This window comes from Williamsia sterculiae, assembly GCF_900156495.1.
Lineage (GTDB): Bacteria > Actinomycetota > Actinomycetes > Mycobacteriales > Mycobacteriaceae > Williamsia_B > Williamsia_B sterculiae.
This window is the reverse complement of sequence record NZ_FTNT01000003.1, coordinates 279,554-301,046: the sequence shown is the minus strand read 5'-3', so window position 1 is coordinate 301,046 and position 21,493 is coordinate 279,554. Positions and strand designations below refer to the sequence as shown.

19 protein-coding genes are annotated in these 21,493 nt (G+C 66.8%); 5 read left to right on the top strand and 14 right to left on the bottom strand.

The genetic code is table 11. The features are described 5' to 3' along the window. Nucleotides 1-50: 50 nt before the first annotated feature. Entirely contained in the window at nucleotides 51-710 is a 660-nt protein-coding gene (locus BW971_RS06965) for an Rv1476 family membrane protein (protein WP_143690230.1), read from the bottom strand. Between the two features lie 340 nt (nucleotides 711-1,050). Between BW971_RS06965 and BW971_RS06960 the strand changes: the two genes are divergently transcribed. Together BW971_RS06960 and BW971_RS06955 are read left to right on the top strand one after the other, a co-directional pair. Further along, nucleotides 1,051-3,885, top strand: coding sequence for an aconitate hydratase (locus tag BW971_RS06960; RefSeq protein ID WP_076477869.1), 2,835 nt, complete (start codon nucleotides 1,051-1,053; stop codon nucleotides 3,883-3,885). Between the two features lie 94 nt (nucleotides 3,886-3,979). Further along, nucleotides 3,980-4,543 (top strand): TetR/AcrR family transcriptional regulator, encoded by a 564-nt coding sequence (locus BW971_RS06955; protein WP_076477868.1) that lies wholly within the window; start codon nucleotides 3,980-3,982, stop codon nucleotides 4,541-4,543. Between the two features lie 71 nt (nucleotides 4,544-4,614). On the opposite strand, the gene BW971_RS06950 is transcribed toward BW971_RS06955, so the two are convergent. Further along, on the bottom strand, nucleotides 4,615-5,886 hold the full coding sequence (locus tag BW971_RS06950; protein ID WP_076477866.1) for an HNH endonuclease: 1,272 nt from the start codon (nucleotides 5,884-5,886) through the stop codon (nucleotides 4,615-4,617). A gap of 129 nt (nucleotides 5,887-6,015) precedes the next feature. Between BW971_RS06950 and BW971_RS06945 the strand changes: the two genes are divergently transcribed. Further along, on the top strand, nucleotides 6,016-6,807 hold the full coding sequence (locus BW971_RS06945; protein WP_076477864.1) for a class I SAM-dependent methyltransferase: 792 nt from the start codon (nucleotides 6,016-6,018) through the stop codon (nucleotides 6,805-6,807). On the opposite strand, the gene BW971_RS06940 is transcribed toward BW971_RS06945, so the two are convergent. Together BW971_RS06940 and BW971_RS06935 are read right to left on the bottom strand one after the other, a co-directional pair. Next, entirely contained in the window at nucleotides 6,783-7,358 is a 576-nt protein-coding gene (locus tag BW971_RS06940) for a GrpB family protein (protein ID WP_076477862.1), read from the bottom strand. The genes BW971_RS06945 and BW971_RS06940 overlap by 25 nt on opposite strands. A gap of 30 nt (nucleotides 7,359-7,388) precedes the next feature. Continuing rightward, the gene (locus BW971_RS06935; protein ID WP_076477861.1) at nucleotides 7,389-9,020 is read right to left on the bottom strand and encodes an ABC-F family ATP-binding cassette domain-containing protein; all 1,632 of its coding nucleotides are present in this window, start codon (nucleotides 9,018-9,020) and stop codon (nucleotides 7,389-7,391) included. Between the two features lie 74 nt (nucleotides 9,021-9,094). On the opposite strand from BW971_RS06935, the gene BW971_RS06930 reads away from it, so the two are divergent. Together BW971_RS06930 and BW971_RS06925 are read left to right on the top strand one after the other, a co-directional pair. Further along, complete coding sequence (locus BW971_RS06930; protein ID WP_076477859.1) at nucleotides 9,095-9,871, top strand: SDR family oxidoreductase; 777 nt, start codon at nucleotides 9,095-9,097, stop codon at nucleotides 9,869-9,871. Nucleotides 9,872-9,902: 31 nt separating this feature from the next. Beyond that, nucleotides 9,903-11,033 (top strand): lycopene cyclase family protein, encoded by a 1,131-nt coding sequence (locus tag BW971_RS06925; RefSeq protein WP_076477857.1) that lies wholly within the window; start codon nucleotides 9,903-9,905, stop codon nucleotides 11,031-11,033. 162 nt (nucleotides 11,034-11,195) lie between these two features. Here BW971_RS06925 and BW971_RS06920 read toward each other — a convergent pair whose 3' ends face one another. From BW971_RS06920 to BW971_RS06875, 10 genes are read right to left on the bottom strand one after another with little or no spacing between them, the layout of a single operon-like run. Then, nucleotides 11,196-11,663 (bottom strand): cupin domain-containing protein, encoded by a 468-nt coding sequence (locus BW971_RS06920; RefSeq protein ID WP_076477856.1) that lies wholly within the window; start codon nucleotides 11,661-11,663, stop codon nucleotides 11,196-11,198. A 38-nt stretch (nucleotides 11,664-11,701) separates the two neighbouring features. Further along, the gene (locus BW971_RS06915; RefSeq protein WP_159441833.1) at nucleotides 11,702-12,580 is read right to left on the bottom strand and encodes an NADPH-dependent oxidoreductase; all 879 of its coding nucleotides are present in this window, start codon (nucleotides 12,578-12,580) and stop codon (nucleotides 11,702-11,704) included. Beyond that, a complete protein-coding gene (locus BW971_RS06910; protein WP_076477854.1) occupies nucleotides 12,573-13,760 on the bottom strand; it encodes a questin oxidase family protein in 1,188 nt (395 codons plus the stop codon). Before BW971_RS06910 ends, BW971_RS06915 begins: the two co-directional genes overlap by 8 nt. 4 nt (nucleotides 13,761-13,764) lie before the next feature. Further along, the gene (locus BW971_RS06905; RefSeq protein ID WP_143690227.1) at nucleotides 13,765-14,223 is read right to left on the bottom strand and encodes an MFS transporter; all 459 of its coding nucleotides are present in this window, start codon (nucleotides 14,221-14,223) and stop codon (nucleotides 13,765-13,767) included. Then, nucleotides 14,199-15,023 carry an MFS transporter gene (locus BW971_RS06900; RefSeq protein ID WP_076477851.1) on the bottom strand — a complete coding sequence of 275 codons (825 nt, stop codon included), beginning with the start codon at nucleotides 15,021-15,023 and terminating at the stop codon, nucleotides 14,199-14,201. The genes BW971_RS06905 and BW971_RS06900 overlap by 25 nt, the downstream gene beginning before the upstream one ends. Next, nucleotides 15,024-15,260, bottom strand: a complete 237-nt coding sequence (locus BW971_RS06895) for a tautomerase family protein (protein ID WP_076477849.1) — start codon at nucleotides 15,258-15,260, stop codon at nucleotides 15,024-15,026. Continuing rightward, on the bottom strand, nucleotides 15,260-19,081 hold the full coding sequence (locus tag BW971_RS06890; protein WP_076477847.1) for a non-ribosomal peptide synthetase family protein: 3,822 nt from the start codon (nucleotides 19,079-19,081) through the stop codon (nucleotides 15,260-15,262). Before BW971_RS06890 ends, BW971_RS06895 begins: the two co-directional genes overlap by 1 nt. After that, entirely contained in the window at nucleotides 19,078-19,782 is a 705-nt protein-coding gene (gene upp / locus BW971_RS06885) for a uracil phosphoribosyltransferase (protein ID WP_083709397.1), read from the bottom strand. Before upp ends, BW971_RS06890 begins: the two co-directional genes overlap by 4 nt. Next, nucleotides 19,779-20,495: an HAD family hydrolase gene (locus tag BW971_RS06880; protein ID WP_076477845.1), complete on the bottom strand. Its 717-nt coding sequence runs from the start codon at nucleotides 20,493-20,495 to the stop codon at nucleotides 19,779-19,781. The genes upp and BW971_RS06880 overlap by 4 nt, the downstream gene beginning before the upstream one ends. Continuing rightward, complete coding sequence (locus BW971_RS06875; protein WP_076477843.1) at nucleotides 20,482-21,441, bottom strand: pseudouridine-5'-phosphate glycosidase; 960 nt, start codon at nucleotides 21,439-21,441, stop codon at nucleotides 20,482-20,484. Before BW971_RS06875 ends, BW971_RS06880 begins: the two co-directional genes overlap by 14 nt. Nucleotides 21,442-21,493: the final 52 nt, after the last annotated feature.

Genomic DNA, 21,493 nt, shown 5'->3' with positions numbered 1-21,493 from the left:
CTGCGGAAATGCGCTGAACTGCGCAGAGATGGACGCAGCGACGACGAGAGTCAGACGCCGTCCGGGCCGTTCGATGCGGAGCCGCGCCGAGCGGACGCCGACGCGACCTCGGCGTCGTCGCTATCCGCGTTGTCCACGGCCGCCCGTGCACGGAGTTGCCGGACGCGGGCGATCACCGCGCCCAGGATCATCACGACGATGAGACACACGGTGACCACGGTCCACGGCACCGGCGTCTGATCCGTCACGCGGTCGACCATCTGTTGGGCCGCGACCGTGGGATCGCTGATCTTGAGGTTGTCCTGCGCCTGCTCGAGCTGCACGCGGCTGAAGTCGGCGGACGACGATCCGACACCGTCCGGACCGAGCACGATCACGGTGCCTCCGGTGTCGTGGCGGATCTCGGTCGCGAAGTCCCGGTAGTGGGTGAACACCGGCTGGGGTTCGGTCAGCACCACCACGTTGAGCTGGTGACCGTGATCGCGGGCATCCGCGACCACCCGGACCAGGCCCGGGGTGATGTCCGCGGGAGCGCTGACGTGGTCGTCACGCAGATCGTTCTCGATGGCGGGGATGTCGACGGTCGGCTGGTCACCGGAGGTGTCCGCCACCATCGGGCGCGCGGCGAACGGACCGAGGTGCGCGGGGGTCGCCGTCACGTCGGTCGCGTATCCGACGGTGGAGGCCGGCGACATCTGACCCGGTGTCATCTGCGAGTCCTCATCCCTTCGCATCGCGCAATGGCGATCACTCGGCGATTCTCGTTCGGGCGATTTTTCTGGCCACCGAACCCAGAGCAGCACATTACGACACAATCGAGGTGTCGCTGTGCACCGGTGACGACATGCGCGTCGACACGCTCGGCAGCCCCGTCGGTTTTACCAGTACGTGCGTACTGTTAAGCTGGTCGCAGCGGTCCTCGACGACCACCGCGGGCGGGTCGAACGCCACGTCACACGGTCGCCGGACGGATCAGGGCACGGACGCCGGTACAGCCCCCGGCGCACAAACCCGTCGGCGTACTCGCCGACGACACAGAGTGGAGTTGCAGTGAGTAAAGGTTCATCCAGCGTCGATTCTTTCGGGGCCAAGGGCACTCTCGAGGTCGGTGACAAGTCGTACGAGATCTACCGCCTCAGCGCTGTCGAGGGCACCGACAAGCTCCCGTACGCTCTGAAGGTTCTCGCCGAGAACCTGCTGCGTACCGAGGACGGCGCGAACATCACCGGCGAGCACATCCAGGCCATCGCCAACTGGGATCCCGAGGCGGACCCGAGCATCGAGATCCAGTTCACCCCCGCCCGGGTGATCATGCAGGACTTCACCGGTGTCCCCTGCATCGTCGACCTCGCGACCATGCGTGAGGCGGTCAAGGAACTGGGCGGTGACCCCGATCAGGTCAACCCGCTCGCGCCCGCGGAAATGGTCATCGACCACTCGGTGATCATCGAGGCCTTCGGCAACGCGCAGGCCTTCGAGCGCAACGTGGAGATCGAGTACCAGCGCAACGGCGAGCGTTACCAATTCCTCCGGTGGGGTCAGGGTGCCTTCTCCGACTTCCGCGTGGTACCGCCGGGCACCGGCATCGTCCACCAGGTCAACATCGAGCACCTCGCCCGCTCGGTCATGGTCCGCGACGGCGTCGCCTACCCCGATACCTGCGTGGGCACCGACTCGCACACCACGATGGAGAACGGCCTCGGCGTCCTGGGCTGGGGCGTCGGTGGTATCGAGGCCGAGGCCGCCATGCTGGGCCAGCCGATCTCGATGCTGATCCCCCGCGTGGTCGGCTTCAAGCTGAGCGGTTCCACCCGGCCGGGTGTGACGGCCACCGACGTGGTGCTCACCATCACCGAGATGCTGCGCAAGCACGGTGTGGTCGGCAAGTTCGTCGAGTTCTACGGCGCCGGTGTCGCCGAGGTGCCGCTGGCCAATCGGGCCACCATCGGCAACATGAGCCCCGAGTTCGGCTCCACCTGCGCGATCTTCCCGATCGACGAGGAGACCATCAAGTACCTCGAACTCACAGGCCGCAACGCCGAGACCCTTGCCCTGGTGGAGGCGTATGCCAAGGAGCAGGGGCTGTGGCACACCGGTGACAAGGAACCGGTCTACTCGGAGTACCTGGAGCTCGACCTGGGCGATGTGGTGCCCTCGATCGCCGGACCGAAGCGCCCGCAGGACCGGATCGAGCTGTGGGATGCGAAGAACGCGTTCCGCAAGGACATCCACAACTACGTCGAGAACGGCAACAGCCCCAAGATCAACGGCGTCGACGAGTCCAACGAGGAGAGCTTCCCGGCGTCGGACTCTCCGTCGACCTCCCCCGGCGCGGCCACACTGTCGTTCTCGGACGAGGAGGAGCCCGCACACAACGCGTCCAAGAACTCCGAGGGCCGTCCGTCGAACCCCGTCCGGGTGGAGTCGCCCGAACGCGGCGCGATGATCCTCGATCACGGCATCGTGTCCATCGCGTCCATCACCAGTTGCACCAACACGTCCAATCCGTCGGTGATGCTCGGTGCGGGTCTGCTGGCCAAGAAGGCGGTGGACAAGGGTCTCACGTCCAAGCCGTGGGTGAAGACCTCGATGGCGCCCGGATCGCAGGTCGTCACCGGCTACTACGACAAGGCCGGCCTGTGGCCGTACCTGGAGAAGCTGGGCTTCTTCCTGGTCGGTTACGGCTGCACCACGTGCATCGGCAACTCGGGTCCGCTGCCGGAGGAGATCTCCAAGGCGATCAACGACAACGACCTCACCGCCACCGCGGTGCTGTCGGGCAACCGCAACTTCGAGGGTCGCATCAACCCGGACGTGAAGATGAACTACCTGGCGTCGCCGCCTCTCGTCATCGCGTACGCGCTGGCCGGAACCATGGACTTCGACTTCGAGAACGATCCGCTGGGTACCGACACCGACGGCAACGACGTCTACCTCAAGGACATCTGGCCGAGCACCGAGGAGATCGAGCAGACCATCGCCGACTCCATCTCTCCCGAGCAGTACGCCTCGGACTACGCGGACGTGTTCAAGGGTGACGACCGGTGGCGCAACCTGCCGACGCCGGACGGCAAGACGTTCGAGTGGGACGACGAGTCGACCTACGTGCGGAAGCCTCCGTACTTCGAGGGCATGCAGCGTGAGCCGTCGCCGGTCACCGACATCAAGGGTGCGCGGGTGCTGGCCAAGCTGGGCGATTCCGTGACCACCGACCACATCTCGCCTGCGTCGACGATCAAGCCCGGCACACCCGCCGCGCAGTATCTCGACGAACACGGTGTGGCACGTAAGGACTACAACTCGCTGGGTGCTCGCCGCGGCAACCACGAGGTGATGATCCGGTCGACGTTCGGCAACATCCGCTTGCAGAACCAGCTGCTCGACGGGGTGACGGGCGGATACACCCGCGACTTCACCCAGGAGGGCGGCCCGCAGTCGTTCATCTACGACGCCGCGCAGAACTACGCCGCGCAGGACACCCCGCTGGTGGTGCTCGGCGGCAAGGAGTACGGCACCGGGTCGTCGCGCGACTGGGCCGCCAAGGGCACCCGGCTGTTGGGGGTGCGCGCGGTGATCACCGAGAGCTTCGAGCGCATCCACCGTTCGAACCTCATCGGTATGGGGGTCATCCCGCTGCAGTTCCCGGAGGGCGAGTCACACAAGTCGCTGGGCCTGGACGGCACCGAGACGTTCGACATCAGCGGGATCGAGGATCTGAACAACGGGCAGACCCCCGAGACCGTGCACGTGACTGCGACCAAGGAGGACGGCAACACGGTGGAATTCGATGCGAAGGTTCGTATCGACACGCCCGGTGAGGCCGACTACTACCGCAACGGCGGCATCCTGCAGTTCGTGCTGCGCAACATGATCGCCGAGGACTGACCGACGAGTTGACGACGGACGCGGCGGGCCGGACGAGATCCGGCCCGCCGCTGTCGTATCGCCGGACAGGTCGCTTCGAGGACAGGATGGTGCAGTGCCCAAGGTGAGCGAGGACCACCTCGCCGCGCGTCGCCGCGAGATTCTCGACGGCGCTCGACGGTGCTTCGCCGAGTACGGCTACGACGGTGCCACGGTTCGGCGCCTCGAGGTTGCGACCGGCCTGTCGCGCGGCGCGATCTTCCATCACTACCGTGACAAGGAGGCGTTGTTCCTCGCGCTCGCGCACGAGGACGCCGGCCGGATGGCCGACGTCGCCGCCCAGGAGGGCCTCGTCCAGGTGATGCGCGACATGCTCGACCATCCCGAGAATTTCGACTGGCTGGGCACGCGGCTGGAGATCGCCCGAAAGCTCCGCACCGACAGCAGCTTCCGTGCCGAATGGCAGGCGCGCTCGGCGGAGTTGGAGAGCGCGACGCTCGCCCGGTTGGAGCGTCAGCGCGGGGCCGGCCGTCTCCGCGATGACCTGCCGACCGAGACCATCGTGCGCTACCTCGACCTGGTGCTCGACGGCCTGATCACCCGGCTGGCGACCGGTCAGTCGACCGACGATCTGCACGGTGTCCTCGACCTGGTGGAGGCATCGGTTCGCCGTCCGTGAACGGCTGACGTGACCGCCACACCGTCCGTCGCGACCTGAACGGATCGTCGCGTTGTCTGGGTGACAACAGGTCACGCCGCATGTCGTCGCACATCGGGATCAAGCCGCATGGTTCGTCGGTGATAAGCCGGTTGCGGGGTTCTGGTCGGATCGACCGACGCCGGTGGGATGAGCCGGGGGTGACGGTCGGGACCCATGAACACCTCCCAACCCTGATGGTGCACCGCGGTGTGACACGACCGGCAGAGCAGGCACCCGTTGTCGATGGTGGTGGGCCCGCCGTCCGTGTGGTGGATGATGTGATGACAATCCGTCCACGAAGCAGGCGCTCCGCACTTCACGCAGCACCGGTCCCTGACGACGATCGCCTTCCGGACAGCACCGGTGAAGAGGCGTCTGGTCTCCGACACAGCGATGGGCGCTCCGTTGGAGTCCACATCGACACGGGTGAGCGAGGTGTCGCATCCGACGAGGAGTGCTCCGCGTTCGGTCAACGGGCCCAACCAATTCAAGCGGATCGGCATCGGGTCACCGATGGGTACGGTCATCACGACCTCGGTCTTGGGTACGCCGACGGTCGCATCGGCGGACGAAGCACGCACCGCGCACTCGATCAGTTGCCCGAAGGCATCAGCACGACGTCGCTGAGCCGACCGATCATCCTGGGAACCATCCGGCATCGGACGCGGTCGGGACGCAGCATCAATCGCAGAGATGAGTCGTTCGCCGGTCAGGACGTCGAGGTCGAATGTTCCCTGGAGCCGACCGTCTTCGCTCTGATGCCAGGCCATCTCGTTGAGCGTGGCGTCCTCCGCCGCAGGCACCGAGTCCCTGGGCGGTGTCGCTGCTATCGCGGCCGCACGAGCCAGCCGCATCAGCTCGGCTGGACCGGCGCCGGCAATCGCGTGCCTGACAAGCGTGCTCTCCACCTCGGCCATCGCCGACGATCCGATGGGTGAGTGCGTGCGGATGCTGACGTGGGTGACGCCCTCGACCACGGCATGAACGTGTTCCCCGGAAAGAAAGCCGTGTGCACTGTGGCGGCGCAGGGTGGGTAGTTCCGGCAACGCTCGCCCCACTCGCAGGCATCGGATGGCCGCGGTGGGTGTCATACCGTTGCATCGCAGGAGTTCTCGTGTACGCATTCCCGATCGCTTCGCCACGCCAACGCGTTCGGCCTGCGCCGCCAGCCGGGCCAGCACATGGTCAGCGGCCGCACGCAGTCGCACGGCTCCTCGGATCGCCTCCACGATGTCGGCATCCACATCATCGACAACGTCGCTGTCGATATCGATCTCGTCGACGAGCAGATCACCGAGCTCGTTGAGCATCCCGCTGTACATGGGTCCGACGCTAGCGCCCATCTCCGACCACACCGGTTCGCGAGCCCACGGTTGTCCACAGCTCCACAACCTGTCCACAAGGAGACCACCAGACCGCACAGAACGCGCACAACTGGGCAAGATGGACCCATGCCAACACGCGCCCGCCTCTTCGGATCGGTCGCCGCCGACTACGCTCGCTACCGACTCGAGTACCCGCCGTCGGTCGTCGACGCGATTGGACGATACACCTCTGGTCCGCTTCGCGAGGCGGTGGAAATCGGGGCGGGGACCGGAAAAGCGACCACTCTGTTCACGCAGAGCGGTATCAGGGTCACCGCAACCGATCCCGATGACGCGATGCTCGATCAGCTCCGACAGCACGTGCCCGCGTCGGTTGTGGTCATCCGGGCAAGTCTCGAGGATCTCGATACGACGCGTGTATCCGACCTGGTGTACGCCGCCGCAGCCCTACACTGGACCGACCCGGCGCAGCGGTGGCAGAAGGTGGCTCGGCTGCTGAGGCCGGATGGGACGGTCGCAATCATGGGCGGGCCGGTCGACCTCGCCGATCCGGAGTTGGCCGCCATGTCTCGTGCTGCGCGTTCTCCCTGGCTCGACGAGGAACATCTGGCAGCACCGGACGGCAGCTTCGACCATCACTGGCCGGCAGCGGAATTGTCGGAGTCACCGCTGTTCACCGACGTCCGACAGCTGACCATCACACGCAGGCCGACCGTGTCGTCTGCCGACTACATCGGATTCCTCTCGACCCTGTCGGCGTACCTCCAGCTATCCCGGGCCGACCGCCGACGAGCACTTGACGCGGTCGCGGATGTACTTCCCGAGCGCGTCGACCTGCACGCCGACATCAGGCTGCACCTTGCCCGGCGACTGGGGTCAGCGCGAGGACCTACTCACACGGAGTCATCAGATGGTTGACCAACGACGGTGTCGACGAACGCCGTCTTTGCCCTCGTGTAGGCCTCGCGGTCTGTGGGATGTCGCCGCGCGAGCTCCTGTTCCACTGTCGCGTACCGGCCCGCCAGATCGTGATCGACCCGCAGTCGATCACGAAACCGCATCTGCTGCTGCATACGCGGTTCACCGGGGAGCATGAGATGCACGTGAGCCAACCGACGCCTCCGCTCGCGATCGGTGCGGACCACGAACCAGCGCCACGGCCGTCGATCCAGTTCGCGCGGCACCACAAACCAGTCGGCAGCTTCGAGTGCGGTGCGGGACTGGTCGAGAGCCGCCTCGGGATGCGTGGAGGGGGCCTGCAGATCGATGACCGGCTTCGCGATGAGGCCGGGTACCGCGGTCGACCCCACATGATCGATCTCGCCGACCAGCCAGCCGCGCAGCAGCCTCTGCACTTCGGCTGTGAAGTCCGCAGCTCGCTGCTCCCACCGCGGATTCCAGGCCGTCAGCTGCACCGATTCCGTCGCCCAGACCGGCACCGGTCTCGACTGCGACTCGGCATTCGACATGTCTACATTCTGAGCGACGGAACCCGACCGTCAGGCCAGTTCGATGAGCTCTTGGTACTCCGTCGACCAGTGATCCTCGGTCCCGTCGGGAAGCAAGATCACCCGCTCCGGTTCCAACGCTGCCGCGGCTCCCGGATCGTGCGTGACAAGCACCACCGCGCCGGTGTAGCTACGCAGCGCGTCGAGCACCTGTTCGCGCGAGATCGGATCGAGGTTGTTGGTGGGTTCGTCCAGCAACAGCAGGTTGGCTGCGGACGACACCAGCCCGGCCAGCGCCAGACGGGTCTTCTCACCACCGGACAGCGTTCCCGCCGGTTGGTCGAGTTGTGGACCGCTGAACATGAACGCACCCAGCAGCCCACGCAGGTCCTGCTCCCCCGCATCGGGTGCGAGGTGCCGGATGTTCTCCCACACCGACGCCATGTCGTCCAGGGTGTCGTGCTCCTGCGCGAAGTAACCGATCTTCAGCCCGTATCCCGGTTCGATGACGCCGGTGTCCGGCCTCTCGGTCCCGGCCAGCAATCGCAACAGTGTGGTCTTGCCCGCGCCGTTGAGGCCCAGCACCACCACCCGGCTGCCCTTGTCGATGGCCAGGTCGACACCGGTGAAGATCTCCAGAGATCCGTAGACCTTGGTCAGTCCCTCGGCCATCAGCGGTGTCTTGCCGCACGGCGCGGGGTCGGGGAAGCGGATCCGGGCCGTACGGTCGGCCACCCGTTCCTCGTCCAACTCGGAGATCATCCGGTCGGCGCGCTTGAGCATGTTCTGCGCCGCGGTCGCCTTCGTCGCCTTGGCCCCCAGTTTCGCCGCCTGGGCACGAAGAGCGCCTGCCTTCTTCTCCGCGTTGGCCCGTTCACGCTTGCGTCGCTGTTCGTCGGTCGCGCGCGCGTCGAGATACTTCTGCCAGCCCATGTTGTAGACGTCGGCCTCACCACGCACCGCGTCGAGAAACCAGACGCGGTTCACCACGTCGGCCAGCAGGTCGACGTCGTGGCTGATCACCACCAGACCACCGTCGTGAGCCTGCAAGAAGTCACGCAGCCAGGAGATCGAGTCCGCGTCGAGGTGGTTGGTGGGTTCGTCCAGCAGCAGTGTGGTGTCGGACTTGCCGCCGCTGCCGTCGGAGGCGGCGAACAGGATCCGCGCCAGTTCGATGCGCCGACGCTGACCACCGGACAGCGTCTTCAGCTGCTGGTCGAGCACGCGGTCCGGCAATCCGAGGCTGTGGCAGATGCGCGCAGCGTCGGACTCGGCGACATAGCCGCCCAGGGCCGAGAACCGTTCCTCGAGCTGGCCGTACGTACGAATGGCCTTGTCGCGGGCGGCGTCGTCGGCGACCTCCGCCATCAACGCCTGTTGTTTCTCCAGGTCGCGCAGCAGGGTGTCCAACCCGCGTGCCGACAGCACCCGGTCCTTGGCCAGTACCGAGAGATCACCCTCCTTGGGGTCCTGCGGCAGGTAGCCGATGTCCCCCGAGCGGACGACCCCACCGGCATACGGCTCGCCCTCGCCGGCGAGGATGCGCAGGGTGGTGGTCTTACCCGCGCCATTGCGTCCGACGAGCCCGATCCTGTCTCCCGGTTGGATGCGCAGCGCGGGGCCCGGTGCGGACAGCAGGGTACGAACTCCTGCTCGCACTTCGAGGTCGGTCGCTGTGATCACGACGGGCCAGTCTACGCGGCGCGCCGACTCGTATTCGCCACCAGCGTCGCAGACGGGGAGGATACGTTGGTCATGTGACCGATACGACAACTCAGGACCTGAAAGGCCGCTCCGCGCTGGTGACCGGGGCCAGCCGAGGCATCGGCCTGGCCATCGCCACCGAACTCGCTACGCGCGGTGCCGCTGTGGCCATCACCGGCCGTAAGCCGGAACCGCTGCAGGAGGCCGCCGCGACCATCACCGCGGACGTACCCGATGCCAGCGTGCTCGCGGTGCCCTCGAATACCGGCGACCCGGACAGTCGCGCCGACGCGGTGCGCCAGGCCGTCTCCGCGCACGGCGTGGTCGACATCCTCATCAACAACACCGGCATCAACCCGGTGTATGGCGAGTTGATGAAGGCCGACCTCACGGGCGTCAGCAAGATCTTCGACACCAACGTGGTCGGGGCGCTGGGTTACCTGCAGGAGTGCTACCACGCCGGAATGGCCGAACGTGGTGGCGCCGTGGTGAACATCGCTTCGGTGGCCGGGCTCCGTTCCACCGGCGTGATCGCCGCATACGGTGCGTCCAAAGCCGCGCTCATCCGATTGACCGAGGAATTGGCCTGGCAGTTGGGTCCCACGATCCGCGTCAACGCCGTGGCGCCGGGCGTGGTCAAGACCAAGTTCGCCGAGGCGCTCGTCGCCGCAGGCGAGGACACGGTGGCCCAGACCTATCCGCTGCGCCGGCTCGGTACACCCGAGGACATCGCATCCGCGGTCGCGTTCCTGGTCAGTGACACGGCATCGTGGATCACCGGTGAGACCCTGCGCGTCGACGGCGGACTGCTGGCCACCGGCGGCATCTGATGCGACCCCGGCCGTCGGTCGCGCCCCGCGGGTGAGCCGCGCGGTGGTGGTCGGTGCCGGACCCGCCGGTCGCGGGCTCGCACACCGCTTGCTCGAAGCGGGTGTCGAGGTCGACCTGGTCGACCCTCACCCGGATCGGCCGTGGATCGCGACATACGCGTGCTGGACCGACGAGCTCCCCGGTTGGCTCGGCGAGCAGTCGATCGCGGCGTCGGTGGACCGGGTCCAGGTGCGCACGCCCCGGCCGCACTCGATCGCCCGCGGGTACAGCATTTTCGACACCGGTGGTCTGCAGCGTGCGCTCACGGTCACCGCCGCGCGCGTCCATCCGCATTCAGCTGCCGCGATCGGACCGCGCTCGGTACGTCTCGACGACGGCACCGACGTGCACGCCGATGTCGTCATCGACTGTCGTGGCGGGTCCGTACGCCACGCGCCGCGGCAGACCGCCTATGGGGTCGTCGTGGACACCGACGCGGCAGCGCCTGTGCTCGACGGCCACGAGGCTCTGTTGATGGATTGGTCCATCAGCCAGGATGATTCAAGTGCCTTACCGTCATTCCTCTACGCGATTCCGGTCGGAGCGGGCCGGGTGCTCCTGGAGGAGACCTGCCTGGCGGGTCACCCGGCGCTCGGTCAGGACGAGCTGCACGCCAGGCTCGAGCGACGGTTGTCGGCCTACGGCATCGGTCTCCGGCACACCCCGGTGCATCACGTCGAACATGTCGCGTTCCCGTTACTGGGGGCATCGCGGCGACCGTGGCGTGCGGACCCACCCCGCTTCGGCGCCGACGGCGGTCTGAAGCACCCCACCACCGGGTACAGCGTCGCGACCTCGCTGCGGTGTGCGGACACGGTGGCGGCGGCGATCACCTCGGGTACGGACCCGACGCGCGCACTATGGCCCTGGCAGGCCGTAGCGGTACACCGGCTTCGACAGCGCGGGCTCGGCGCATTGCTGCGACTCGATGCCGACGAGACCGTGCGCTTCTTCGACGCCTTCTTCGCCATGCCACCGGCGTTGCAACGGTCGTATCTCAGTGACCGTGACGATGTGATGGGCACGGTGGCCGCGATGTCGGCGGTGTTCGCCTCGGCCGGCCTGACTCTGGGGACACGGGTGGCGCACGGAAGCCTTCGACGACCTCCGACCATCGGCTGATCGCACCGGCAGCACCCACGACTGCCTCTGGTTCACTCACGACGAGGCCGATGTAGCGCACACCGACGGACAGCCGACCGGGCCGCGAACAGCACCGTCGACGGTGCAGACATCGAACGGGCCACCGCCTGCCATCGGCGACAGATGTCCCGTGCCTCGTTCTCAGTCGACGGCGCCGTCGCGGTGGATCGGATCCACCCATCGCACGTGTGTGGGCGTCTCGACGCCGTCGATGTCGAGATTCACCACCACCGGCTCCTGACCTGATCGCACGAGAACGCACTCCAGATCATCCACCTCGCTCGCATTGATCTCCTGATGCGGAACGTAGGGCGGTACGAAGATGAAATCACCGGGGCCACCTTCGGCGACGAACTGCAATGCGTCACCCCATCGCATCCGCGCACGACCGCGGATGACGTAGATGACACTCTCCAGCGCGCCGTGATGGTGTGCGCCGGTCTTGGCGTCGGCGCGGATGGTGACGGTGCCCGCCCACAGCTTCGAAGCACCCGCCCGTGCCAGGTCGACCGCCGTCGCCCTGTCCATGCCCTGGGTCGCAGCGGTGTTGGGGTCCAGGCTGTTCGCCGGTATGACCTGCACCCCATCGTTCTTCCAGTCCGTCGCCATTCACCATCCCGTCTGTCGTGCCCTCGGTCGCGATCCGATCATTTCATCTGAAAGCCCTGGCGGTTGAAAGTGTTACGAATACCCTGCCGTCCATGCAGACTGGCCTTGGTCGAGATGCGGCCGGCCAACCGGTTGGTCACCCAGTCCTCCGGTAGCTCCTGTTCGCGGTAGTAGGTGTTGATGCGCGTCAGGTACTCGGCAACGGCGTCGTCCGACGGTGCGGTGTAGGTGTTGCGGTGCACCACCACGTCCTGGCTGTAGCGCGGTTTGATGTCAGCGGGATCGGCCGGGTCGGGCAGACCGATCGCCATGCCGTAGACCGGAAACGTCCACTCGGGCAGCTTCAGGGCCGCGATGACCTCGTCGACGTTGTTGCGCAGCGCGCCGACGAAGGTGATGCCGTACCCCAACGATTCCGCGGCGATCGCCGCGTTCTGCGCGGACAGTGTCACATCGACGATCGATGACACGGTGCTGTCGAGGTACTCAGTCGCCTCGATACTGTGCCCGTGTCGGACGGCGATGTCGATGTTCCTCGACCAGTCGGCGACCCATACCAGGAAGACCGACGCATCGAGGATCAGCTGCTGACCTCCCGCCAGTTCCGACAACCGCGCACGCAGGTCGGCGTCGTCGACGACCACCACACTGGTGAACTGGAAGTTGGCCGACGTCGACGCCGACTGTCCTGCAGCGAGAATCAGGGCCAGCTCGGCCTCGGTGACCGTCGCGGGAAGGTAGTGGCGCGCGGTCCGATGCCGCAGCAACAGCTCCAGCGTGGGGTTGGTGGCGACCCCGTGATCCGGCGCGGTGTCGCCGTACCGTCGTCGCAGGTGCTCCCGTAGTATCGCGGTCTGCGGGTGGTCGGTGGGGGTCACATCGTCGGACGACGACACAGGTTTCCTCTTCTCAGTCATTCGGTGGTTCCTCGAAAGTCGCCGGGAGATCCGGCGTCTGGGTGAATTGCGCCGCGGCATGCCGGTACAGCGACAACGGCCGGTCGTCCCACCACGACCGCAGAACGAAGACGAGTTTCGGATTGTGTTCCTCGTCCTCGAGCCAGGCACGCCGCGCGGTCAACTCGAAGTCCTCCGCGCCGTTGGTCGCGTCCTCGGCGACGTCGGTGAACACGGCGTCGAGTTCCTGCAGTTTGGAGGCCGTCGGCACCTTCGCCTCGGCGGCGAGGATGATCCGCGCTCCGGCCCAGTACAGGTTGTACACGTCGACCGCGGTGGCCGAATCCACCACGTCTGCGACCCTTTCGAGCGCGAACAGCGCGGTGATCAGATGCAACACCACGAAATCGCCGGGTGACGCCAGGTACAGCAGGGTCGCCGCACGGCGTACCCGTCCACGGATCGTCGGAAGGTCGGCATCGGTCAGCCACCTCGGTCGATCGGTGAGCTCCGTCAGTCCCGCGCCGGCAACACCGGCCACGCGGGCCTGCAGTCCCGAACGACTCAGTTCCGGATGGAGCTCTCCGAAAGCGTTCACGTCGGCGATGACGTCGTCGACACGCGCCCGGAACCGTGCGTCGTCATCCCAGAGGCGCGCCAACAACGTCACCGACGCCACGGGGTCGGCCGCATCCGCTGTGGCGGGGGTCTGGTCGGTCTCGTCGATCACCCGGACGTAGGAGAACGCGAGATACGCGAGGGCCTCCGCGGCCATTCCGGGATGGCGCGCCCACACCGCCCAACCCAGGTGTATGGCCGCGTGGGTGAACGCTCCGATCCAGCCACGCAGGAGTTCCGGGGCGTATTCACCCACCGCTGTGTCGATGCCCTTCTCGGCCACCTCGACCTCGAAGAAGTCCTGATAGGCGCTGAAGTGACGGCGTCGACCGAGATGATCACGCCAGTTGTCGCCGGTGATCACCCGATCCGACGGCCGCGCGGGCTCGAGGGGAAAGCCATACGGTGTCAGGGTCGAGTATTCGCGATGGTATTCGCGCACACGAGCCTCCGGTGCTCCGATGGCGGCCAGCGCGATCACCGCGTGCTTGACGTGATTGGTCAGGTGCCCGTTGAACTCGATGTGGCGGGAGCGGTCCTCGAGTAGATCCGAGACGTCGCCGAGCGCCCGGTGCGGTGACATGGAGTCATGACCTCCGATCGTCTGCGGATATGGTTGCGCGAACGCGGGGGTGGTCGCCGGGGTCTGGTTCTGAGGTGATCCGGGTGCCGATCACGGTCTGCACGAGTGCGATTCCCAACAGGGCGAGCAGTGGGACCGACCAACCGCTCACCTGATGTCTGAGTACGCCGATGAGGTACGGACCGACGGCAGCGATCAGGTAACCGATCCCCTGCACCGACCCGGAGAAGGCGATCGCGGTGCCCGGCGACGGGGCACGCACCGTGACGACCGTCATCACCAGGGAGAACACCGACATTCCGAGACCCAGGGTGATCGACCACAGCAGCGGCGCCGCGTCGGGGGCGACGAGCAGACCGACGATGCCCGCCACATCGAAAAGGCTGAACGCCACCAACCACCGCGCCGGGCGCGCCGAGCGGGCGACGAACGGTGGTATCACCAGGCTGACGGGAACCGCCACCGCGGTGAGCACCGCGAGATGGACGCCGGTGGAGGAAGCACCGACTCCCGCAGCCCGCAGGATCGACGGCAACCAGCCCATGACGAGAAGGCGAGCAGGGCCTGTAACCCGAAGAACACGGTGAGGCCCCACGCTCGTGCACCGGTGACGACCCGCACCGGGTTGACGGTCGTGACGGCCCGACGGTCCGGACGCTGCGCGGGAATCTCCGGGGTCAGCGCCAGCGCGATCACCCCCACCGGTGTCAGTACAGCCCACCATGCCAACCCGACCTGCCAGCTACCCACCACCTCGGCCAACGGCACCGCCGCGGCGAATCCGAGCGCGGCTCCGGCCTGGAGCGCACTGGTGAACACCGTCACCAGGCGAGAAGAACCCGCCGTGGTGGAGCGGATCAGTGCCGGGAGGAGGACGGAGATGACCCCGACCCCGAGGGCACTCGCGAAGGTCGCGAGAACGAAACCGACCGTGCCGGTCCACGGGCGCACGGCGATGCCCAACCCGGTGACCGCGAGGGCGAGGTAGAGACCACTCCTGATCGACAGTCGGGCGAGTATCAGCGGCGCTCCGCCGCTGACGACGGCGAAGGCGAACACCGGCACCGCGGTGATCAGTCCGGACGCGGTGTCACCGGCGCCGAGATGGTCGGTGATCACCTCCAGCTGGGGACCGACGGTGGTGATCACCGGGCGCAGGTTCACCGCGACCGCGGCGATCGCGATGGCCAGCGGCACCACCGGGGTCCGCGGTGTCACCGTGGCCGACGCGGTCACCGTCTTCTGTCGGTCGTCTCGGCTCATCTAGTAGTTCGGCCTCCGCAGCAGACGCGAGTCCTCGTCGTCGTCACGCCCCCCGATCAGCGGCTGGTAGACCACCTGGTCCCAGTGGCCGGGGTCGACCGCATGCGTTCCGATCGAGACGACCCCGGCGTCCACGCCGTATGCCCTCGCGACGGCGGTGACCACGTCGCGCTCCAACTGCTCACGACGCTCGTCCGACACGGTGGCCGGGAAGTGCCAGATCTCCACATGTGGCATCAGACCAGTTCCCCTTCCACGGTCTGCTCCAGCACCGCCGAGGCGATGTCGAGCGCACCGTCGACGATGATGTCGTAGTGACGATAGGGCAGATTGCTCACCCGACCAGGACGTGAATGCAACGGCGCTACCGGCAGATCCGCGAACGAGGGCCCGTCGCCGCGAGCGCGGAGATACAGGCTCCTGTCAAGGAATTCCGGCTCGACACCCACCGGCTCCTCGCGCATCCGAAAAGTGTTCTCCACGACGGTGACTATGCGTTCGACCATCTCGCGACCGAACGCGGTCTGATGTCGCACCACCAGGTCGACGAAGTCTTCCCGATGACCGACCGAGTCGAGGTCGGCGGCGAAGGGTGGGTCGGTGCGACCGGTGAACACCGACGCGAGAATGCGTGTGAAGTAGCGGTTGTCGTACCGGGCCTCGTCGGTTCGGTCCGTGAGACCGCCGATCACCGGCGAGCCCGGGGCGATGAGGACGACCCGCTCGACGGCGTGACCGGCGTCCACGAGACGACTGGCGACCTCGACGGCGACCCGCGCGCCGAAGGAATAGCCGACGACCCGTAACGGTTCCGGCAAGTCCAAGTCCCGCACCGCCTGTACGTCGTCGTCGATGAGGTCGACCAGCGACCCGGGCGGCAGCTCTCCGGCATTGAGTCCCCGCGCCTGGACCCCGTAGACGGTGTGGCCGTTCTGCGCGAGTTCACCTGCCAGGGTGCGCAGACTCATCGGGTAGCCGCCGAGCCCCGGCCACAGCAGGGTGGTGCCGCGTGTTCCGGTTCCGGCGAGCCGATGCACGCGACCGACCGGCGCGACCGGGACCTCCTCGGAGCGGGCGACTCGCGTACTGATCTGCGTGGAGAGCTGAGCGACCGTCGGGGCCGTGAAGATGGTCTGAACGGGCATGGTGACCCCGAGCTCATCGTGCACGGCGCGGATCAGGCGAAGGGCCGACATCGAATTACCACCCTGTGCGAAGAAGTCGTCGGACCGATACACCGGCCGGTAGTCCAGCACCCGCGCCCAGACGTCGGCGAGCCTGCTCTCGTGCGGGCCGACCGGTGGGTCGGCAACGCGTCTCGTGCGTCGGTTTAGGTCACCGGCAAGCCGCACCAGACCGGGCCGATCCTGTTTGCCGTGGTGTGATTGCGGGATGCGGTCCATGACATGAATCGTGGTCGGCACCATCGCCGAGGGCAACACCTCTCGTAGCGACTCCTTCAGCAACTCCTCGGGACCGTCCATGTGAACGATGTCCTCGTCCATCCCGGTCGACACGATCTGCGTGTCACTCACATGACCGCCGACCGCGAAGTAGCTGAGACCGTCGGACTCGACACCACCCATCTCACGAAAGCGGCTGGCCGACGGCAGGTCTCGCCCGCTGAGCGACGAATAACCCGCGGACATCAGTCCGATGTTCAGCGCGACGCCCTCCTGCTGCACATGCGCCAGGAACCGACCGAGCTCGACGAACCCCGACCATCCGCTGTCCGCCCCGAGGGCGAGCATCAACCCGAACGAGGACTGGGCAAATGTCCGCTGATTGATGGCGACGACGTGCCGTCGTTCGATTCGCGATGCGGTGACGAACTCCAGTCCCCGACCGGTGTGGCGATACAGGCCCGCGCCCGACACGCTGTCGTGCGTCTGGAGATACACCGACGGTCGACGACCCCCGACCTCGGCGCCCGTGGCATCCGACTCCACCCGCACCGACGCGGTCGCCACACCGCCGTCGGCGACGTCCTGCAGATCGGTCGCGGGGTCGACGGTGACCGGGCGCCACCCCCATCGGGCCGTGACCCGGTCGAGGACGCCGAGCATGTGACCGGCCTCGACATGCAGCACCTCGCGGACATTCGTCGCGTACACCGACTCGATCACCGCGGGTACGCCCACCAGGTGGAGATGCAATCCCTGGCGCCGCGCGGCGCCCACCCGGGTCAGCGTGTGGTTCACCGGATCGAAGTAGTGGACGCCCGCATCGAGACCGGGTGCTCCCGAGGTCTCGATGTAGATCCGCGTCGCGTTGAGGGCTCCCGGTGACGCGTACGCGTACTTGGGCAGCAGTCGCTCAGCGCTCTCGAAAGGACCGAACCAGCGCAGCAACCGCCCGATACTCGCCAGTGAGATCGGCGTCGCGTCGACCGGTGGCACTCGCTGGCCACTCGCCCTGTCCAACAGGTCGCACACCGTCAGGATATCCACCGTCTCGTCGGTGAAGTGACGATATGTCTTCCGTGCGAATACTTCCCGAAACTGCTCCGGGTCACCCGCACCGCCGGGGAGCGACACCACCTGGACAGCGTCGTCGAATCGCCTGGCCGCCAGATTCTGTAGCTGAGCCGCGACCTGGGTGCGGGTCGACTTCGACCGATGATGGCGCCCGGCGACGTCCGAGTCCATCAGCGGCGCCTCGTCGGGGTCGAGTTCGACGAATCCGGCCAGTTGTGTGGTGCCCTGTTCGTTCACCCACGGCACCACTGCCGCCGCACGGACCCAATCATGTGTCTCGATCCGGATCCGGACCTCATTGGTCTCCACACGATGACCGTTGATCTTCACCTGTTCGTCATTGCGTCCGACGAACTCGAGGACACCGTCCCGTCGTCGACGGACGAGATCACCGGTCCGGTAGAAACGACGCGTCTCGCCGTCGCCCACGTCGAGACTCGGAAAACGCGCGGCTGTCACATCGACTCGCCCACGGTAACCGGAGGCGAGCTGCGCTCCCGAGATCAACAACTCGCCGGTGCTCCCCGGCCCGACCACCGTGTCGGACGCGTCGACCACCACCGTCGCGCACCCGGTGACCGGTGTGCCGACCGGGACAACCGCGGTGCCGGTCAGGTCGACGTCGGTGAAGTCGAACCACGTGGCATTGATCGTGGTCTCCGTCGGCCCGTACAGGTTGATCATCCGGGCACCGCGCAACACCGTCTGCATTCGGGTACCCAGACTTTCGGGAAGGGGCTCTCCCCCACTCACCGCCACCTGGAGGTCGCGGGCCCGCTCGATGTCCGGGCTGGCGACGAGCTCCCGCCACACCGTGGGTACGCACTGCAGGATGGTGATGGAATGACGTGCGACGGTGTCGAGTATCTCGGATGGACGCGTGCTGGTGCCGACCGGAGCGACGACCACCGTTGCGCCACAAGCGTTCGCCAGCAACTCCCACTGCGCGGCGTCGAATCCGATCGGAGTCTTGAGCAGGATGCGGGACCCGGACGCGAGTCCGAGCTGATCACGCAACCACCGCAACTGGTTGACGATTGCCGCATGGGGCACCATCACCCCCTTGGGCAGGCCGGTGGTGCCCGAGGTGTAGATCGTGTACGCGGTGTCATCGCCGGTGACGGGTGCGACGCGGTTCCCGGTCTCGGCGCCCCCCACCGTCTGCGTCCCGTCGACGAGCAGCGTGGTGGCGGTGGCCGGCAGCATGCGACGTGCCCGATCCTCGGTGTCCGTGTCGACGACGACGGTGCGTACCTCGCTGTCGCCGACCATGTGTGCCAGCCGCTCGGCCGGGTAATCGGTCGCGAGGGGTAGATACCCCGCTCCGGTCCGGAGTATCGCCCACACCGCGGCAACGACATCGATCGACGGGGAACAGAACACCGCGACGGTGTCACCGCGCCCGACACCGATCGCCTGTAGCTCCGCCGCGATCGTGTCCACTCGCCGCGACAACCCGCGGTAGTTCACGGACACCGGCCCGCTCACACACGCGGTCGCATCCGGAGCGCTCGCGACCTGCGCGTCGAAAAGGGCCGACAACGTCTCGCCGGACGTGACCCGCGGCCGGTCGACCGTCATGACAACTCCCTGGTGGTGCCGTAGAAGCGATCACCGAAATCCCCGATGCCTGGTCGCATGAACGCCTGATCGGTCAGACCGTTGTCGATGTGTGAGGTCACGATGCGCAGATCGGGGCGGCGCGACAGCACCGTGGACAGACCTTCGGGACAGGTCAACACGTTGACGACGATGATTCTGTGTTCTTCGACCCCCGCCGCCACCAGCTCGTTGACCGCGGTGAGCAGTGTTCCACCCGTGGCTATGGTCGGGTCGAGCAACAGCACCTCGTTCCCCCCGATACCGGGCGGCAATTTGCTGTAGAACAACGCGGGTTGCTTGGTGGCGACGTCGCGCTGGATGAGGATCTTGCCGATGCGGGCGTCGGGCCTGATCTCACGCAGCCCGCTCTCGAGGGCGTCACCGGCTCGCGGGATGGACACCGCATACAACGGCGCGACGGCTTCGGCACCCTCATACACGTATCCGGTGGGGGTGGTCACGCCCCGTGCTCGGTGTTCGACCTGCGACAGGGCAGCTTCGAGCAGTATGCGGACGATGCGGCCGCTGGCCCGCACGAAACGTTCCTGCCCGGTCTCGGCATTCCGCGCCTCGGTGTGCAACGCGACCAACCCAGGAGTCCTCGGCAATTCGAACACGTTGGTACCCCGATACCGATCGAGGTCGAAGGGCACGGTGGCCGAGGGCGTCCAGGCGGTCATGGTGCCGGCTCGCTTTCTGTCTGGAGGAGCAGTAGGTCGATGACGCGATCGAAGTGATCGGCGAGCGCATCGGGTCGTGCCGCGGTGAGTTCGTCCACGGTTGCCACCCCATAGGTGACAGCGATGGTCCGTGCGCCGAGGGCCACACCGAGACCGATGTCGGACGCCGTGTCGCCGATGACCGAATCGGCGGGTCCCACCCGAGTCCGTCCGAGAGCACCGAGCGCACGATCACCGCTGGCCCGATGCGGTTTCGGGTACTCGACGTCGTCGGCGCCCACGACGGCGGCGAAATACTCTCGGATGCCCGCGGATTCGAGGATGATTTCGGCGCTGTGATGTTTCTTGCTCGTCACCACCGCTGAGACGACTCCGGCCTCGCGCAGTCGTGTCAGACCATCTCGGACACCGGGGAACAGCAGCTCGGGTGCCGCGGGCACGATCGTCTCCCGGTACCGGTTGAGATAGCCGGCCGCGATACGCGCCGTGACGTCCGCAGTCTCGTCATGCCCGCCCAAAGCCGCCGCCATCCGCTCGAGCGGCGATCCGATCAGCCTTCTCGTGTGCACCGGATCCGGTCGGCGGCCGATCACATCCTCCACGGCGGCTCCCATCTGTTCGACGATCGCACGGGGCGTGTCCAGCAGCGTGCCGTCCAGATCGAACAGTGCCACGGCGCTCACGCCGTGGGAGACAACGTCAATGGACGCCATCGAGAACTCCTCTCTCACTCGTCGCGCGTGCGACCTCGATCTCGGTTGCCGCCGCAGCGGTACTGAGCAGGACCGCCCGGTTGGCGGCACGGGCCTCCCCACCCGTGGCCGCATCGACCGCACGCAGAACGAAGGGGGTGATACCCGCACCCACCACGCCGGTATCCTTGGCCGACGCGAGCGCCTCGTCGATCGCCAGCTCGATCCGTGCGCTGTCCAGGGCGTCTTCGCGGGGAATCGGGTGGGTCACCAGGATCGATCCGGAATGTGGGAAGCCCCAGTGCCGACGCGCGGTCTCCGCGATCTGGTGGGGATGGTCCAGCCGGATCTGGGTGGGAAACCCGCTGTCACGACAGTAGAAGGCGGGAAACTGTTCGTGCCGGAACCCGATCACGGGGGTGCCCTGCGTCTCGAGGAACTCCAGTGTTCGTCCCGCGTCGAGGATCATCTTGACACCGGCGCAGACAACGATGAGCTCGGTGCGCGCCAACTCGGTCAGGTCCGAGGAGATGTCCATCGAATGCTCGGCACCTCGGTGAACGCCTCCGAGCCCGGCCGACGCGATCGTCCTGATCCCGATCTGGTCAGCGATCGCCATGGTCGCGGATATCGATGTCGCTCCCAGACCCCCACCCGCCAAGACGATTCCGAGGTCGCGTCTGGTCACCTTCGCGGCGTGCTCGGAGCGCGCGAAGCGCTCGAGGGCGGCGTCATCGGCGCCGACCATCACCTGACCGCTCTCGACCATCACGGTCGCCGGCACCGCACCTCCCTCGCGTACGACCCGTTCCACCGCGCGTGCGACCTCGAGATTCTCGGGCCACCGGTATCCGTGCGCGATCACATTCGACTCCAGTGCCACCACCGGACGGCCGTGATGTAGAGCGTCCTCGACCTCCGTCGACAGCACATAGGTGTGCGTTCCAGCACTGCTGACAGCTGCCATGCACAGACCTCCCGTGCGACATCGTTGGTGTTGGGTGGAGCCGATTCGACCT